At 72.1% G+C, this 17,115-nt stretch carries 16 protein-coding genes; 12 read left to right on the top strand and 4 right to left on the bottom strand.

Translation table 11 applies throughout. The features are described 5' to 3' along the window. Positions 1-132 precede the first annotated feature (132 nt). From hutI to ACZ4TG_RS19345, 5 genes are all read left to right on the top strand, one after another. Positions 133-1,311, top strand: a complete 1,179-nt coding sequence (hutI, locus tag ACZ4TG_RS19365) for an imidazolonepropionase (protein ID WP_468164274.1) — start codon at positions 133-135, stop codon at positions 1,309-1,311. 186 nt (positions 1,312-1,497) lie between these two features. Further along, the gene (locus ACZ4TG_RS19360; protein WP_468164272.1) at positions 1,498-2,193 is read left to right on the top strand and encodes an LPXTG cell wall anchor domain-containing protein; all 696 of its coding nucleotides are present in this window, start codon (positions 1,498-1,500) and stop codon (positions 2,191-2,193) included. A gap of 29 nt (positions 2,194-2,222) precedes the next feature. After that, entirely contained in the window at positions 2,223-3,269 is a 1,047-nt protein-coding gene (locus tag ACZ4TG_RS19355; RefSeq protein WP_468164270.1) for a hypothetical protein, read from the top strand. Beyond that, positions 3,266-4,486, top strand: a complete 1,221-nt coding sequence (locus ACZ4TG_RS19350) for a hypothetical protein (RefSeq protein ID WP_468164268.1) — start codon at positions 3,266-3,268, stop codon at positions 4,484-4,486. Before ACZ4TG_RS19355 ends, ACZ4TG_RS19350 begins: the two co-directional genes overlap by 4 nt. Beyond that, a complete protein-coding gene (locus tag ACZ4TG_RS19345; RefSeq protein ID WP_468164266.1) occupies positions 4,483-5,793 on the top strand; it encodes a hypothetical protein in 1,311 nt (436 codons plus the stop codon). Before ACZ4TG_RS19350 ends, ACZ4TG_RS19345 begins: the two co-directional genes overlap by 4 nt. 66 nt (positions 5,794-5,859) lie before the next feature. Here the strand turns inward: ACZ4TG_RS19345 and ACZ4TG_RS19340 are convergent, their stop codons facing one another. Then, positions 5,860-7,374 (bottom strand): peptide MFS transporter, encoded by a 1,515-nt coding sequence (locus ACZ4TG_RS19340; protein WP_468164264.1) that lies wholly within the window; start codon positions 7,372-7,374, stop codon positions 5,860-5,862. 470 nt (positions 7,375-7,844) lie between these two features. Here ACZ4TG_RS19340 and ACZ4TG_RS19335 point away from each other — a divergent pair, with 470 nt between their 5' ends. Together ACZ4TG_RS19335 and ACZ4TG_RS19330 are read left to right on the top strand one after the other, a co-directional pair. Next, positions 7,845-8,522 (top strand): response regulator transcription factor, encoded by a 678-nt coding sequence (locus ACZ4TG_RS19335; RefSeq protein WP_468164262.1) that lies wholly within the window; start codon positions 7,845-7,847, stop codon positions 8,520-8,522. 13 nt (positions 8,523-8,535) lie between these two features. Beyond that, a complete protein-coding gene (locus ACZ4TG_RS19330) occupies positions 8,536-9,801 on the top strand; it encodes an ATP-binding protein (RefSeq protein WP_468164260.1) in 1,266 nt (421 codons plus the stop codon). A 10-nt stretch (positions 9,802-9,811) separates the two neighbouring features. Here the strand turns inward: ACZ4TG_RS19330 and ACZ4TG_RS19325 are convergent, their stop codons facing one another. After that, on the bottom strand, positions 9,812-10,339 hold the full coding sequence (locus ACZ4TG_RS19325; protein WP_468164258.1) for a GtrA family protein: 528 nt from the start codon (positions 10,337-10,339) through the stop codon (positions 9,812-9,814). A 233-nt stretch (positions 10,340-10,572) separates the two neighbouring features. Here ACZ4TG_RS19325 and ACZ4TG_RS19320 point away from each other — a divergent pair, with 233 nt between their 5' ends. From ACZ4TG_RS19320 to ACZ4TG_RS19305, 4 genes are all read left to right on the top strand, one after another. Further along, the gene (locus ACZ4TG_RS19320) at positions 10,573-11,691 is read left to right on the top strand and encodes a 5-(carboxyamino)imidazole ribonucleotide synthase (protein ID WP_468164827.1); all 1,119 of its coding nucleotides are present in this window, start codon (positions 10,573-10,575) and stop codon (positions 11,689-11,691) included. Further along, entirely contained in the window at positions 11,688-12,224 is a 537-nt protein-coding gene (purE, locus tag ACZ4TG_RS19315) for a 5-(carboxyamino)imidazole ribonucleotide mutase (protein ID WP_468164256.1), read from the top strand. The genes ACZ4TG_RS19320 and purE overlap by 4 nt, the downstream gene beginning before the upstream one ends. Further along, positions 12,221-13,399, top strand: coding sequence for a dipeptidase (locus ACZ4TG_RS19310; RefSeq protein WP_468164254.1), 1,179 nt, complete (start codon positions 12,221-12,223; stop codon positions 13,397-13,399). The genes purE and ACZ4TG_RS19310 overlap by 4 nt, the downstream gene beginning before the upstream one ends. A gap of 180 nt (positions 13,400-13,579) precedes the next feature. Beyond that, positions 13,580-14,659, top strand: a complete 1,080-nt coding sequence (locus ACZ4TG_RS19305; protein ID WP_468164252.1) for a membrane dipeptidase — start codon at positions 13,580-13,582, stop codon at positions 14,657-14,659. On the opposite strand, the gene ACZ4TG_RS19300 is transcribed toward ACZ4TG_RS19305, so the two are convergent. Then, the gene (locus ACZ4TG_RS19300; protein WP_468164250.1) at positions 14,656-15,825 is read right to left on the bottom strand and encodes a glycosyltransferase 87 family protein; all 1,170 of its coding nucleotides are present in this window, start codon (positions 15,823-15,825) and stop codon (positions 14,656-14,658) included. The two genes, ACZ4TG_RS19305 and ACZ4TG_RS19300, sit on opposite strands and share 4 nt — an antisense overlap. Before the next feature lie 306 nt (positions 15,826-16,131). After that, on the bottom strand, positions 16,132-16,494 hold the full coding sequence (locus tag ACZ4TG_RS19295) for a VOC family protein (RefSeq protein ID WP_468164248.1): 363 nt from the start codon (positions 16,492-16,494) through the stop codon (positions 16,132-16,134). Between the two features lie 102 nt (positions 16,495-16,596). On the opposite strand from ACZ4TG_RS19295, the gene ACZ4TG_RS19290 reads away from it, so the two are divergent. After that, positions 16,597-17,094 (top strand): CGNR zinc finger domain-containing protein, encoded by a 498-nt coding sequence (locus tag ACZ4TG_RS19290; RefSeq protein ID WP_468164246.1) that lies wholly within the window; start codon positions 16,597-16,599, stop codon positions 17,092-17,094. Positions 17,095-17,115 lie beyond the last annotated feature (21 nt).

The following is a 17,115-nucleotide window of genomic DNA, read 5'->3' as shown; positions in this document are numbered from 1 at the left end:
AACGCCGCGCGGGCTGGAAATGCCGCGCAGCGGCATCTCCAGCCCCGCCGGCGTTTGAGGCGCGGGGTCCGGGGCGGAGCCCCGGTTTCGGGAAGGGGCGGGGTGGGGGAAGGAACCCCTGAGAGGAACCCCGTGACCACCACCCTCATCAAGAACATCGGCAGCCTCGTCACCAACGACCCCGCCCTCGGCGACGGTTCCCCCCTCGGCCTCCTCCAGGACGCGGCCGTCGTCATCGAGGACGACAGGATCGCCTGGGTCGGCCCCGCCGCGAAGGCCCCGGCCACGGACACGGCGTTCGACGCCCACGGCCGCGCCCTGATCCCCGGCTTCGTCGACTCCCACTCCCACCTCGTCTTCGCCGGCGACCGCACCGCCGAGTTCAACGCCCGGATGTCCGGCCGCAGCTACTCCGCCGGAGGCATCCGCACCACCGTCGCCGCCACCCGCGCCGCCACCGACGCCGAGCTCGAAGCCAATCTGGTACGCCACCTCGACGAGGCCCGCCGCCAGGGCACGACGACCTTCGAGACCAAGTCCGGCTACGGCCTCACCGTCGCCGACGAGGCCCGCGCCCTGCGCATCGCCGCCGCGCACACCGAGGAGGTCACCTACCTCGGCGCGCACATCGTCTCCCCGGACTACGCCGAGGACCCGGCGGCCTACGTCGACCTCGTCACCGGCGAGATGCTGACCGCCTGCGCCCCGTACGCCCGCTGGGTGGACGTGTTCTGCGAGAAGGGCGCCTTCGACGGCGACCAGGCCCGCGCGATCCTCACCGCCGGCGCCGCCGCCGGGCTGATCCCGCGCGTCCACGCCAACCAGCTCTCCTACGGCCCCGGCGTGCAGCTGGCCGTCGAGCTGGAGGCCGCCTCCGCCGACCACTGCACCCACCTCACGGACGCCGACGTGGACGCCCTCGCGCAGGCCGCCGGCACCACCGTGGCCACGCTGCTCCCCGGCGCCGAGTTCTCCACCCGGGCCCAGTGGCCCGATGCCCGTCGCCTCATCGACGCCGGCGCCACCGTGGCCCTGTCCACGGACTGCAACCCCGGCTCCTCCTACACGAGTTCCATGCCGTTCTGCATCGCGCTCGCCGTCCGGGACATGCGGATGACCCCCGACGAGGCCCTCTGGTCGGCCACCGCGGGCGGTGCCCGGGCCCTGCGCCGTACGGACATCGGCGCCGTCACCCCCGGAGCCCGCGCCGACCTGGCGCTGCTGGAGGCCCCCAGCCACGTCCACCTCGCCTACCGCCCCGGGGTTCCGCTGGTCTCCGCGGTCTGGCAGCGAGGCGTACGTACGGCCTGAGCGGGCCGGGGTCCGGCCGGGTTGGCCGGATTCCCGCCGGCCGACACGCCGTCGGCCGGCCTCCGATCCGGGCCTGTCCCGTGTCTTCCCTCCGTAAGGCCCCGGGCGTACCTTGAGCCACCAATCTGATGTGCCGTCAGTAACTTGCCGGTCGTCACGGGTCAAAGGTCCGAGGGGAAGACGAAGGTGTCCAACCGGAAACGCTCCACCGCGCTCGCGCTGGCCTCCGCGCTGGCCGGATCGGCGGCCGTCCTGCTGGCCGCCCCCGCGGCCCACGCCGACGTGGTCGACGTCGCCTACAACTGCGTGACCCCGATCGGGGACAAGTCGGCGGTCTCGCCCATCGACATCAAGGCGGTCAAGGAAGGCGACGCGTACAAGCTGACGATGTCCTTCCAGCGGGGCGTCTCCTCCAGTCCCATCGAGCTGGGCAAGGGCGCGATGAACCCCAGCGCCGTCATCGCCGTCGACGGCGCGGAGAAGGGCTCGGTCCCCGTCTCCGGACCGCCCAACCCCGAGGCCGTGCCCCCGGACACCCCGATCAAGATCACCGACCTCTCGGGCACCTACACCCCCAAGAAGAGCGGCAAGGTCACCTTCACGGCGGGCGTGCTCACCATCAAGGCCATGAGCACCGTCACCACCTGCACCCCGGGCAACAGCCCGAAGCCGTCCCTGGAGCTCGACGTGACGGCCCCCGGCGGCGGGCCGGCCGAGGGGACCCCGTCCGGCGGCGGCGCCGTCGACACCCTCCCGCAGACCGGCCCCGCCGACTCCGCCCTCGCACTCGGCACCCTCGGCGCCACCGTGCTGCTGTCCGGCGCCGCCGGCGTGCTCTGGCTGACCCGGCGCGGCCGGCAGGGCCAGCGGGCCCGGTCCTGAACGGAGCGGCCCCGCCCATGCCCGTGCCCATGCCGGTATCTCCGTCCCAGCGCCCGGCCCTGACCCGGACCCTGTCCCTGCCCGGCATCGCCCGGCGGATCGGCCCCGCGCTGCTCGCCGCCGCGCTGCTCCTCGGCGCCGCGACGCTGCTCCCCGCCCCGCCCGCCGCTGCCGCCGACGAACCCGGCTGGACCGCGGAACCGGCCGCCGGGCACGCGGCAGGCGCCGCGCGCCCGTACTTCTACCTCGCGGGCACCGCCGGCACCGTGCTGGAGGACCGCCTGGCCCTGGCCAACACCACCGACCAGGAGCACACCGTCACCCTGCGCGGGGCCGACGCCTACAACACCGCCGACGGCGCCTTCGCCGTGCGCCCCGCCGAGGGGTCCACCGGAGCCGGCTCCTGGATCAGCTTCGGCGCGGGCGCCACCGTGAAGGTCCCGCCCCGCACCCGCGCGGTGGTCCCGTTCACGCTCACCGTGCCGCCCGCGACCCCGCCCGGCGACCACCCCGCCGCCGTCGTCGCCACCGAAGCCGGCCGCGAGGTGGGCGTACGGGTCCACCTGCGGGTCGGCGGCCCGACGCTGGCGGCCCTCACCGTCGAGGACGTCTCCGTACGCGGCGAAGGCGCGGCCGCGGTCGTCGCCTACACCCTGGTCAACCGGGGCAACGTGGCCCTCGCCCCCGAGCTGGGGATCCGCGCCGAGGGCCGCTTCGGCGAGGTCCCCGGGCGCGGAGTCCGCGCCCTGCCGGTGGAACTGCTGCCCGGCCAGCGGGTGGAGCTCACCGAACCCTGGCCCGGGGCCCCGGTGTTCGACGAGGTCCGCCTCACCCTCACCGTCACCGCCCCCGGCGGCGCCCGGGCCACGGGCACCGCCTCGGCGTGGTTCCTGCCCTGGGGGATCGCCGCCCGGACGGGCCTCGGGCTGCTCCTCCTCGGCGCGCTCGCGACGGCCGCGCTGCTCCTCGTACGCACCAGGCGGACCCGCGGGCGGCCGCGGACCCGCGAGGGACCCGTAGCGCGACAGGACCGACCCACGCCGGTGGAACACGAGTTGACGGGAGCATCCAGGTGAGCGCCAAGGTCGGCGGGACGGTCGGCGAAAGGCTCGGAACCCGCGTCGCGGCGGCACTGGCGGCGTTGGCCCTCGCGGCCTCGGCCCTCGTGCTGCTCCCGGCCGCCGCCCCGGCCGCGGCCGACGAGGGCAAGCCGACCGTGGCGCTCTCGCTCCAGGAGGTCGCCAAGGGCACCGGGATCACCGTCACCGGCGCCGGGTGGCGGGCCAAGACGATGGTGATGCTGCTGGTCTGCGGGCAGAACATGATCGGCGGCACCAACAGCTGCGCCAATGCCGACGGCGTCGCGGTCGCGGTCGCCGACGACGGGCACTTCACCGCCCAGCTCCCGGTCGTGGAGCCGCCCAAGCCCTGCCCCTGCGTGGTGAACGTGACCTCCGTCAACGGGGACCAGTCCACCGTCGCGGCGCCCCTGAAGATCACCGACCACCCCGTGGCCGAGCTGCCCACCGAGTCCGGCACGGCCCGCCTCGCGATGCTCACCGGGGTCCGGCTGGAGGGCGAGGACGGGGTCCTGACCTGGTTCGGCGCTCCGCCGGCCCGGAAGTTCACGGTCACCGTCGGCAACCTCGGCTCGGCGCCGGTCAAGGACCCGGTCTTCCAGCTCGGCACCGCCCACGGGGTGTTCGCCCCGCTGTGGGAGGAAGCCCGGTGGAAGGGCACCATCCCGCCGGGCGGCAAGGCGGAGATCAGGCTGGACGTGGCGCTGTCCGCGGGCGCCCACGGCGACTACACGGTCTCGCTCAAGTACGGGGACAAGGTCCTGGCCACGCAGCCCTGGGGCGTGGACCGCCCGTACGGGGTGCTGCTGTTCTGGGGCCTGCTCCTGCTGGTGATCCCGACCGCGGTGTTCCGCATCGGCATGGCCGTCGTCGACCGGGTCCGGCCGCGCGGCGGGCCGGCCGCGGGCCGCCACCGGGGCGCCAGGGCGGCGGACCCGGCGGCGGTGGCGGTCACGGCGCGGCTGCCGAGGATCGCGGCCGTACGGCGATCCGCGCCCGCGCGCTCCGCAGACCCGGCGGAGTCCCCCCAGACCACCACGGCGGTCCTGCCGTGGTTCACCCCGGACAGCGCGCCGGGGCCGCAAGCACCACCGGCTCAACCGGCTCAACCGGCTCAACCGGTTCCACCGGCTCCACCGGAATCGAAATCCCCACCTGCACCACAGACGTCCGCACCGTCTGAGAACCGTCCGACGACGAAGGGACATTCGTGAAGACCCAACGGAGGGTGAGCGCGGCCGCTGTCGCGCTGCTGTTCGGCGGCGCGGGCATCCTGCTGGCGGCCGCCCCCGCCCAGGCGGCCGACGTCTCGTACAAAGTGGAATGCATCCCGCCGGCAGGCGGTGGCGGTCCGGTCCAGGGCACGACCACCGTCTCGATCACCGCGCCCGCCACCGCCAAGGTGGGCGACGAGGTCGAGGTGGTCTGGAAGACCGTCAAGCCGGCCTCGAACAACACCGACCTCATGGACCTGGGCAAGGACACGGTCAAGCCCACCGGTTACGTGAAGCTGGGCGGCGCGCAGAGCCAGGAGGTGAAGCTGGAGGGCGAGCGGAAGAACCCGCCCATCCCGAAGAAGGCCCCCATGGTGATGTCCGACATGAAGGGCAAGATCAAGCTGACCAAGGCCGGGGACGTCACGATCACCCCCGGCAAGTACGACGTGGACTTCAGCGGCTTCATCACCAAGTGCTCGCCGCAGGAGGCGGCCGGGGTGGGCGCCACGATCAAGGTCACCGACGGCGGCGGGACCACCGGAGGCACCACCGGCGGTACGACGGGCTCCACCACCGGCGGCTCCACGACCTCCGGCGGTACGACGACCTCAGGCGGCACCACCGGCTCCACCACCGGCTCCACCACCGGCGGCTCCGGCGGCCAGACCGACTTCCCGGGCAAGCCCGTCGAGGTCGCCTTCGACTGCGGACCGGTCGTCCCCGGCGGCATCAAGACCCCGGTCACCATCAGCGCCAAGAAGAACGGCGGCTCCTACGACCTGACCGTCAAGACCGCCAAGGGTGCGATGGCCAGTCCCATGGCCCTGCCCGCGGGGGCCCTCAAGCCCTCGATGGACATCAAGCTCGGCGGCGCCGACAGCGGCACGGTCAAGGTCTCCGGACCGGCCAACGCGGAGCCGATCCCGGACAAGGCCCCGGTCAGCCTCAGTGACATGACCGGTACCTACAAGCCCGGCAAGACCGGCAAGGTGACGCTGAGCCCCGACCAGCTGACGATCGACGTCACGATGGCCCCGGGCGCCACGCCGATCAACGTGCCCTGCAAGGCGGCCAGCAGCGGCGTCTCGCTGGAGCTGGACACCACCGCCCAGGCCGGGGGCTCCGGCTCCCCGTCCACCACCGGCAGCACCACGGGCACGCCCGCCTCGGGCGGCCTCGCCGAGACCGGCGCGCAGGACGAGGGCGGCATCAAGGCCCTGGCCCTGGTCGCCGGCACGGTGATCCTGCTCGGCGCGGCGGTGTTCACCTTCACCCCGTGGCGCCGCCTGCGCGGCACCCGGTAACGGCAAAAGGAGCGGCCCGCCCCACCGTGAGGTGGGACGGGCCGCTCCTTCGCGTGCGGGGGTGCGTCAGTGCACGTCGCCCATGAGCGCCTGGACCTTCTGGCGGTACATGTAGACCGCGAGGCCCGCGAGCGCGGCGAGTGCCGCCTGCATGCCGATGATCACGGTCCCGTTCAGGTCCACGCCGGCGAGCGACAGCAGACCCGTGGTGCAGTCACCGGCGGTGACCGCGAGGAACCAGACGCCCATCATCTGGGAGGCGTACTTCTGCGGCGCCATCTTCGTGGTGACCGAGAGGCCGACCGGGGAGAGGCACAGCTCGGCGATGGTCTGGATCATGTAGATCGAGACCAGCCACATCGGCGACACCTTGGTGCCGTCGCCCGCCATGCTCATCGGGACGATGAAGACGAAGAAGGATCCGCCGACCAGGACCAGGCCCATCGCGAACTTCACGATGGTGTTCGGCTCCTGGTTCTTGCGGGCCAGCCACAGCCACAGCCAGGCGAAGACCGGGGCCAGCGCCATGACGAACAGCGGGTTCAGGGCCTGGTACAGAACGGTCGACGGGGTCCAGCCGAAGATCGAGCCGGTCTTGGAGTCGGCGAACAGCGACAGGGTCGAGCCGCCCTGGTCGTAGATCATCCAGAACACGGCGGCGGCGACGAAGAACCAGATGTACGCCGTCATCTTGGACTGCTCGGGGCCCGACAGGTCCTTGTCCCGCTTGATGCGGACCAGAACGGTGATCGGGATGACCAGACCGGCGATGGTGATCGGGTACAGCGCCCAGTTGATCGTGAACATGCCGAGGGCGGTCACGGTGCCGTAGAACGCGGCGACGATCGCGAAGACGGCGACGGCCTTGACGATGAGGCTGCTGCGCTCGGAGGACGACAGCGGGTTCGGGACGACGCTGCTCTGCGGGCTCAGCGTGCGGCCGAACACCAGGAACATGGCCAGGCCGGCACCCATGCCGATCGCGGCGAGCAGGAAGCCGAGGTGCCAGTTGACGACCTCGCCGACGATGCCGATCACCCACGGGGCACCGAAGGCGCCCAGGTTGATGCCGATGTAGAACAGCGTGAAGCCGCCGTCACGGCGCGGGTCGTCCGGGCCCTTGTACAGGTGGCCGACCATCGTGGAGATGTTGGCCTTCAGCAGACCGGAGCCGACCGCGACCAGCAGCAGACCGGCGAAGAACGCGATCTGGCCGGGCAGCGCCAGCGCCACGTGCCCCGCCATGATCACGAAGCCGGCGATGGTGACGGTCTTGCGGGCGCCCCAGACGCGGTCGCCGAACCAGCCGCCGGGCATGGCCATCAGGTAGACCATGGCCACGTACACGGAGTAGATCGCCGTGGCCGCGCCCATCTTGAAGCCCAGGCCACCGCCCTGGCTCCCGGTCGCGGCGTCCGTACCGCCGGAGACCAAGTACAGGACGAGAAGCGCACGCATGCCGTAGTAGGAGAAACGCTCCCACATCTCGGTCATGAACAGCGTGGCCAGGCCGATCGGGTGGCCGAGGAAGGTCTTCTCGTGAGCGGGGCTCGGAGAAGCCGTCGTCAGGCTGGAAGCCATGGTCGATCCTTGCTTGCTCGGGACGCCTGGCTTCGTGAGCTCGACGGCGCCCGGTGGGGGGTGGCCGGCACCGGCGACGGATCACCCACCCCACGCCCAGGGGTCTCGCCCCACGGGGTGGGGAGCGAAGGAAGGTCCGTAACCGGGATCCACGCCCTCCGCGCATCTTCGCGCGAGGGGCCCGGCCCACAGGTCATTCACTGTCATCTGGGCCGGCTAAAACCGACCAGAGCAGAATTTGAGGTCTTCGGCTCGCTTTACGGCACAAAGATCCCCTGGGTAGTGCATCAGGCGTCTCGCCACCATACGACACGACACTGCGGCATATGGAAGGACTTGAGATATGGATCACAGGCGGCGCGGGAACCGATTCACCATATTCGAAGGCGGTTAGTAGTTCATAAGCCCAGATAGGCAGGGCCTTGTAGGCGTGCCCCTCCTTGCATCCCGTGCGGACTACCATCACCCACATGACGCGTGTACTGCTCGCCGAGGACGACGCATCCATCTCGGAACCCCTGGCCCGCGCCCTGCGCCGGGAGGGCTACGAGGTCGAGGTCCGGGAGGACGGCCCCTCCGCCCTGGACGCGGGACTGCAGGGCGGCGTCGACCTCGTCGTCCTGGACCTCGGACTGCCGGGGATGGACGGCCTGGAGGTGGCCCGACGGCTGCGTGCCGAGGGGCACGGCTTCCCGATCCTGGTCCTCACCGCCCGCGCCGACGAGGTCGACACGGTCGTCGGCCTGGACGCCGGCGCCGACGACTACGTGACCAAGCCCTTCCGGCTCGCCGAACTCCTCGCCCGGGTCCGGGCCCTGCTGCGGCGCGGCGCGAACGAGGCCTCCCAGGCGCCCGCCACCCACGGCGTGCGGATCGACGTCGAGTCGCACCGGGCCTGGATGGGGGAGGAGGAGCTCCAGCTGACCGCGAAGGAGTTCGACCTCCTGCGGGTCCTCGTGCGGGACGCGGGCCGCGTCGTCACCCGCGACCAGCTGATGCGCGAGGTCTGGGACACCACCTGGTGGTCCTCCACCAAGACCCTCGACATGCACATCTCCTGGCTGCGCAAGAAGCTGGGCGACGACGCCGCGAACCCCCGCTACATCGCCACCGTCCGGGGCGTCGGCTTCCGGTTCGAGAAGAGCTAGTACTTACTGAGTCATGCGCCGCCGCCTGATCAACTCCACGCTCGCCGTGGTGCTCGTCGTGATCGCCGTGTTCGGGGTCTCCCTGGTCATCGTCGAGACCCGGACCATCACCAGCAGCGCCCAGGACCGGATCGGATCCGAGGCGCTGCGCCTGGTGGGCATCGTCGAGTCGAACGTCCTGGAGCACAAGCCGATCAACCCCGCGGCGCTCGCCGAGCAGCTGGACGTCGGCAAGTACGCCCGCATCAGCGTTCCGGGGCAGCCGCCCGTCGAGGTCGGCGACCGGATCGACGACAGCGTCATCCGGGGCACCGCGCACGGTGAGCAGGGCGAGGTGGTGGTGGTCGAGGCGTCCCGCTCCACGGTCACCAAGGAGGTCGGCCGCACCCTGGCGGTGGTCGGGGCGGTGGCGCTGCTGGCCGTCGTGGCGGCCGTACTGCTCGCCGTGCGCCAGGCCAACCGGCTGGCCTCCCCGCTCACCGACCTCGCCGAGACGGCGGAGCGGCTGGGATCGGGCGACCCGCGGCCCCGGCACAAGCGCTACGGGGTTCCCGAGCTGGACCGGGTCGCGGACGTGCTGGACTCCAGCGCGGAGCGGATCGCCAGGATGCTCACGGCCGAGCGGCGCCTGGCCGCGGACGCCTCGCACCAGCTGCGGACCCCGCTGACGGCCCTGTCGATGCGGCTGGAGGAGATCACGGTCACCGACGACCTGGCGACCGTACGGGAAGAGGCGACCATCGCCCTCACGCAGGTGGAGCGGCTCACGGACGTGGTCGAGCGGCTGCTGACGAACTCGCGGGACCCGCGGACCGGCTCGGCGGTCCCGTTCGACCTGGACGAGGTCGTCAAGCAGCAGGTGGAGGAGTGGCGGCCGGCCTACCGCAGCGCCGGGCGGGCCATCGTGCGCTCCGGGAAGACGGGCATGCGCGCCGTGGGAACCCCGGGCGCGGTCTCGCAGGTGCTGGCCACCCTCGTGGAGAACGCCCTCATGCACGGTGGCGGAACGGTCGCGCTGCGCACCCGGGTGACCGGGAACCAGGCGGTCCTGGAGGTGACGGACGAGGGCCCCGGCGTCCCGCCGGACCTCGGCAACCGGATCTTCGAGCGGGCCATCAGCGGCCGGAACTCGACCGGGATCGGTCTTGCGGTCGCCCGGGACCTCGCGGAGGCGGACGGCGGCCGCCTGGAGCTGCTCCAGACGCAGCCGCCGGTGTTCGCGCTGTTCCTCAGCCGGACCGCGCCGGAGCGGACGGAGCCCCAGCGGACGGTCCGGTAGGCCGTACGGCCTAGGCGGCGGGCTCGGGGGTGCGGGGGGTGACGGGCGCGTCCGCGGCGCCGTCGCGCTGCTCGACGACCAGCGAGGGCGCGGCCGCCGTGGGCAGGGCCTTGAAGACCCAGGTCCGGTACGACCAGAAGCGGAAGACGGTCGCCACGGCCATGCCGAAGAACTTGAAGATGTTGTTCTGCAGCGAGCTGTCCAGGCCGAACCCGTACGTCGCCACGTAGAGCACGCCGCTCTCGATCACCATGCCGATGCCGCTGAAGAGGATGAAAAGGATCATCTCGCGGCGGCGGCTGCCGAGGTCGCGGTCGCGGTAGGTGAAGTAGCGGAAGCCGATGTAGTTCGTGACGATGGCCACCACGATGGCTATGACGTTGGCCCGCACGGTCTGGAGGTCGGTCGTGCTCCGGAGCAGGTTGAACACACCGAAATTGACCAGTACGCCCAGTCCGCCCACCGCGCCGAACTTGACGGCCTCCCGGGCGAGACCGCGGAAGCGCTCGGACAGCGGTGCAGCTTTCGGCGTGCTCATGTGATTGGTCAGTCCCTGTCCGTCGTCGGGTGTGTCCGCGCCCCGCTCCGGGACGCCACGCATTTTTTCGTCAACCCGTACATGTTAAGTGTCCCCCCGGAGGGGCGTCTGTGCCTTCGCACCCCGTGCGACGTACGGCACACGCGCCACTGGGGCGACTCCGCGCCAGGGCTGCGTCCGGATGGCGGAATACCGGCGGATACCCTGGAGGCGTGACGTTCCCGGTAGTCGGCATGGTCGGCGGCGGACAGCTCGCCCGCATGACCCACGAGGCGGGCATCCCCCTCGGCATCAGATTCAAGCTCCTCAGTGACACCCCACAGGACTCGGCGGCCCAGGTCGTGAGCGATGTCGTCATCGGCGACTATCGCGATCTGGAGACGTTGCGCGCCTTCGCGCGCGGCTGCGATGTGATCACTTTCGACCACGAGCATGTACCCATCGAGCACTTGCGGGCCCTGGAAGCGGACGGCGTTCCCGTCCGTCCGGGGCCCGACGCGTTGGTCCACGCGGCGGACAAGGGGGTGATGCGCGCCAAGCTCGACGAGATCGGCGCGCCGAGCCCTCGTCACCGGATCGTTACGGATCCGGCGGACGCGGCGGCCTTCGCGGACGAGGTCGGCGGCTTCCCCGTCATCCTCAAGACGGTGCGCGGCGGGTACGACGGCAAGGGCGTGTGGTTCGTCCGCACCCCTGAGGACGCGGAGGCCCCGTTCAAGGCGGGCGTCCCGGTCCTGGCCGAGGAGAAGGTGGACTACGTCCGCGAACTCGCGGCCAACATCGTGCGCTCCCCGCACGGCCAGGCGGTGGCCTACCCCGTCGTGGAGTCCGTCCAGGTGGACGGGGTCTGCGACACGGTGATCGCCCCCGCCCCGAACCTGTCCGAGGAGCTGGCGGGCGAGGCCCAGGCGCTGGCCCTGCGCATCGCCAAGGAGCTGGGCGTGACCGGCCACCTGGCCGTGGAGCTCTTCGAGACCACCGACGGCCGGATCCTGGTCAACGAACTGGCCATGCGCCCGCACAACAGCGGCCACTGGACCCAGGACGGCGCGATCACCTCCCAGTTCGCCAACCACGTACGGGCGGTCCTGGACCTCCCGCTGGGCGACCCGCGCCCCCGCGCCCGCTGGACGGTCATGGCGAACGTACTGGGCGGGGACTACCCCGACATGTACGCGGCGTACCTGCACTGCATGGCCCACGACCCCCAGCTCAAGATCCACATGTACGGCAAGGACGTGAAACACGGCCGCAAGGTCGGCCACGTCAACACCTACGGCGACGACCTGGACGATGTGCTGGAGCGCGCACGTCACGCAGCCGGCTACCTCCGAGGGACGATCACGGAATGAGCACCTCCACCGCAGGCCCCGTCATCGGCATCGTCATGGGCTCCGACTCGGACTGGCCCGTCATGGAGGCCGCCGCCCAGGCCCTCGACGAGTTCGAGATCCGCTACGAGGTCGACGTGGTCTCCGCGCACCGGATGCCGCACGAGATGATCGCGTACGGGGAGCAGGCCGACGGGCGCGGCCTGAAGGCGATCATCGCGGGCGCGGGCGGCGCCGCCCACCTGCCCGGCATGCTCGCCTCGGTCACCCCGCTGCCCGTCATCGGCGTCCCGGTGCCGCTGAAGTACCTCGACGGCATGGACTCGCTGCTGTCGATCGTCCAGATGCCCGCCGGGGTTCCCGTCGCCACCGTCTCGGTCGCCGGGGCGCGCAACGCGGGGCTGCTGGCCGTACGGATGCTGGCCGCGCACGACCCGGAGCTGCTGGTCCGGATGCGGGAGTTCCAGCAGGAGCTGAACGACCAGGCCACCGAGAAGGGCAAGCGGCTGCGCGCCAAGGTCGCGGGCGCGGAGTCCTTCGGATTCGGCAAGTGAGCGCCGCGCAGCGCCTGGGCGAGGCGCGTGAGCTGCTGGCCGAGTATCCGGTCGTAGACGGCCACAACGACCTGCCGTGGGCGCTGCGCGAGCAGGTCCGGTACGACCTCGACCGGCGGGACATCGCCGCCGACCAGAGCGGCCACCTGCACACCGACCTCCCCCGGCTGCGCGCCGGCGGGGTCGGAGCCCAGTTCTGGTCCGTGTACGTGCGCTCCGACTACGCGGGCGACGAGGCGGTCAGCGCCACCCTGGAGCAGATCGACGTCGTCGACCAGCTGATCGCCCGTTACCCGCGGGCCCTGGTGCGGGCGCTGACGGCGGACGACATGGAGGCGGCCCGCGCCGACGGCCGGATCGCCTCGCTGATGGGCGCCGAGGGCGGGCACTCCATCAACAACTCGCTCGCCACCCTGCGCGCCCTGCACCAGCTGGGCGTGCGGTACATGACGCTCACCCACAACGACACCATCGACTGGGCGGACTCGGCGACCGACGAGCCCCGGCACGGGGGCTTGAGCGAGTTCGGCCGCGAGGTCGTCCGCGAGATGAACCGCATCGGCATGCTGGTGGACCTCTCGCACGTCGCCGCGACGACGATGCGGGACGCGCTGCGCGTCTCGCAGGCGCCGGTCATCTTCTCGCACTCCTCGGCCCGGGCGGTCTGCGACCACCCGCGCAACGTCCCGGACGACGTGCTGGAGCTGCTCCCGGCGAACGGAGGCGTGGCGATGGCCACCTTCGTTCCCAAGTTCATCCTCCCCGCGGCCGTCGAGTGGACCCTGGCCGCCGACGAGAACCTGCGCGCCCACGGCTTCCACCACCTCGACACCACCCCCGAGGCGATGGCCCTGCACCGGGCCTTCGAGGCCGGGCGCCCGCGCCCGGTGGCCACCGCCGCCACCGTCGCGGACCACCTCGACCACATGCGCGAGGTCGCGGGCGTCGACCACATCGGCATCGGCGGCGACTACGACGGCACGGCCTTCACCCCGGCCGGGCTGGACGACGTCTCCGGCTACCCGAACCTGATCGCGGAGCTGCTGGCGCGCGGCTGGTCGCGGGCCGACCTGGCCAAGCTGACCTGGTCCAACGCGGTACGGGCGCTGCGCGACGCCGAAACGGTGGCGGCCGGGCTCTCGGCGTCCCGGGGCCCGTCCAACGCCGTCCTGTAGTCCGCGCGGCGGCGTCCTGTAGTCCGCGCGACGTGCGGCGCGGCGGGTGTGCGTACGGGTGTCCACCTGCGGGCGACACCCGAACGCCACACCCGCCGCGAACCCGCGCGTCCCGCGTGTCACCGTGGCCACACGAACCCTGCTTCTCTCCCCGCTGCCGCCGAGACCGGAGCGAACGCCATGGCCGACCTGCAGGATGAACCCCTCGCGAGCCCCGTGGCCCCGGTGGGCCCCGGTTCCGTCGGAGCCGATGAGCTGCCGGTCCCCCCGACGGGGGCCGGACCCCTCGACCGGGCTGCCGCGCTGATCGCCGAGCACCCCGTCGCGGACGGGTGCAACACCTTCGTGTGGACCCTGCGCCAGAGCCCGTACCACGACATCGACACCCCGGACACGGGCGTCGACACCGACATCCCGCGGCTGCGTGCCGGGGGCGTGGGCGCGCAGTTCTGGTCGCTGCTGACCCCGCGCCAGGCCGGGGAGCCCGACCAGGTGGTGTCCGAGACCCTGGAACAGATCGACGTGGCGCTGGCCCTGATGCGCCGCTACCCCGACAGCCTGTGCCTCGCGCTGACCCCCGACGACATGGCGGACTGCCGCAACCGCGGCCGCATCGCCTCGTTCCTGGGGCCGGTGCCCGGCCGCACCCTGACCGACTCGCTGGGTCCGCTGCGCGCGTTCCACGCCCTGGGCGTACGGATCCTCGCCCCGGCGGGCGCGCCCTGGGCGCAGGAGGACCTGACGGCCTTCGGGCACGAGGTGGTCCGGGAGATGAACCGGCTGGCGATGCTGCTGGACCTGACCGGCTGCCCGCCGGCGGTGGCCTGCCAGCTCGCGGGCGCCTCCAAGGCCCCGGTGATCATCTCCAACACCGCGGCGGCGGCCCTCAACCCGCATCCGGGGAACGTGCCCGACGAGGTGCTGCTCGCGCTGCGCGCGGCGAACGGGCTGGCGATGGTCACCTTCGACACCGCGCGGACGGGAGACTCCCTGCACGCGGTGGCGGACCACGTGGAGCACGTACGGGCCCTGGCGGGTCCGCACGGCGTGGGCCTGGGCGCCGCGTTCGGCGCCGAGCCGGGCAGCCCCCGGCCGGCCGGTCTGGCGGATCCCTCGGGCTACCCGAGGCTGGTCGCCGAACTCCTGGAGCGGGGCTGGTCGGAGACCGACCTCGCCCTGCTGACCTGGGGCAATGCACAAAGGGTGCTGCGCGACGCGGAGTTCACCTCACGCGCCGCACAGCACCGCAGAACCGCTTAGGCAGCGGCCGGGGCCTTGGCCTCGGCCGGAGCCGGGGCCTCGGCGACGGGAGAGACCGTCGCCTTCCACAGCCGGACACCGGACCAGATGGTCGCGTACAGCAGCATGCCGTTGCGCAGGCACAGCAGGATCGTGCCGATCCAGGTGTTCTGCAGGATGTCCGAGCCGTACCAGACCGGGAAGATCAGCGTGGTGAGCACGGTGGACGCCACCAGCAGCCAGGCGATCGGCCGCTGGGTGGTGTGCCGGGAGGTCAGGCAGACGGCCGCGAGGCCGAGCAGCCAGATCATGTACTGGGGGCTGATCACGCGGCTGGTGACGGTGAAGACCATGATGGCGCAGAGCGCCGCGTCCAGCGGGGTCGCGGTCGTCCAGCGCCGGGCCTTTATCCGCCAGAGGATCAGCAGGAGGAACCCGATCACCGTCAGGCCGAGCGAGGCCCGCGCGATGCTGGAGACGTACGGGCCGACGTACTCGAAGGCCCCGTACTGGAAGTTGATCTTGCCGGGCCAGATGCCCGTCTTCATGCCGAACATCAGCGCCGAGCCGCCGAGGGACTCCACCTGCACACCGCGGTCGCCCTGGTTGCCCAGGAAGCCGAGGGTGTCGCGGAAGAGCGCCGCGAAGACGGCGAGCAGTGCGACGCAGGAGAGCGCGGCCGCGATGACGGCGTCCCGCGTGGACTTGCCGCGCGGGGTGCCGAGCAGGGTGAGCAGCGGCCACACCTTGACCATCGCGCCGAGGCCGGCGATCACGCCGCCGAGGCGCGGACGGAACCGCAGGCACAGCAGCGAGGCGACGGCGAGCAGGGTGACCTGCACGTCGTAGCGCGCGAACGGGGTCGCCATCAGCAGCGGCAGCGAGACCAGCCACAGCAGGGCGCCCGCCATGCTGCCGTCGCTGCGGCGGGCGGCGCGCATCAGGCCGACGAGGATCAGGCCGTCGCAGAGCACCGTGAGGGCGACGAAGGCCTGGAAGTAGGTGAGGAACGGCAGCAGGTCGGGCGAGAGGAAGATCGCCGCGGCTGCCGGGGGGTACTGCCACATGATGTCGTTGTGCGGCATCGTCCACGTGACGAGGACGTTGTACCAGTTGTGGTAGGTCGCCGTGATTTCCACGCGAACGACGTTCGAGCTGTAGAAATTGTTGACGAGCATCCAGAGCATCGCTGCCCGGCTGGCCAGCCAGAAGCCCGCTATACCCAGAAGGGCGCCGCGTCCTCGCATGGCTGCGTCGAAGGATCCCCGCCTGTCACGCGTGGCGGGCGCCGTCGCAGATGCGGGGGTGGTCGGAGGGCTGCTGGTAGTGGTCATCGGTCGTTAGTCTACCTACTCATTTTTACCCCTCACGGGCCCCGCCGGATCACGAATCGGTCTATTCGGAGGGCTTGGCGGGCTCCGCGGCGGCCCTGCGCCCGGCCCCGTACCGGGCGCCTCGGCAGGCGCCCTGGTCAGCGGGCCGGTGACGGTCGGTCAGCAGGCGCAGAGGCAGACGGGGTGGCCGGCCGGATCGGCGTAGACCCGCCAGGACCGGTCGCGGTCGCCGGTGTCGAGCGGCTTCGCGCCGAGGGCGAGGATGCGCTCCTCGGCTGCGTCCAGGTCCTCCACCGTCAGGTCGAGGTGGAACTGCTGGGAGCCGTCGCCGGACGGCCATTTCGGTGCGACGTGCCCGGGGGCCAGCTGGAAGGCGAGCGGAGTCCCCTCGTGCCCGGCCAGGTCCACCCACTCCTCGTCCTGCGGGGAGGGCGTCCCGCCGAGCAGCGCGCCGTAGAAGGCGGCGAGGGCGAGGGGATCGGGACAGTCGAGGACGACGGTGCCGAGCTTGGCGACGGCCATGGCGCAACTCCTTGCCTGGAGGGTTACCGGTTAGGGCTTCCTACCGGTAACCCTCACCCTACGCGTTACCGCATCACGTGGCCAGGGGGTAACGTCGCAGACATGAGCGGACGAGCACCGGCACCGGGGGGTCTCGCACTGGTGGAGGCCCTCGTCAACACGCTGAGCGTGGACACCGGCGAGGACAGGCTGGCGGGCGAGTTCGGGCTGTCCGGCTCCCTGCTCGCGGAAGCGGTGGAGCTGCGGGAAGCCCTGCGCGGGGCGCTGCTCGCCCATGCCGGCCACCCCCTGCCCGCCGGATCCCTGGCCGGGCTGAACCGCCTGCTCGCCCGGGCCCCGTTGGCGGTACGCGTCGACGAGGAGGGCGCCGCCGCGCTGGCGGCGGGCCGGCCCACGCTGGCCGCCCGGGTCGCGGAGGCGATCGCCGAGTCCCTCGCGGCCGGGACCTGGCCGCGGCTGAAGGCGTGCGCGGCGGAGGACTGCCAGTGGGCCTACTACGACCGCAGCCCGGCCGGCCGGGGCCGCTGGTGCACGATGTCGGTCTGCGGGAGCCGCGCCAAGATGCGCACCTACCGCTCCCGCGGCGCCGGCCCCGCCTGAGGAACCGGCCGGCGGAGGGGC

It is taken from the genome of Streptomyces sp. NPDC028314 (assembly GCF_055565795.1).
This window is presented reverse-complemented; position numbering and strand designations above follow the sequence as displayed.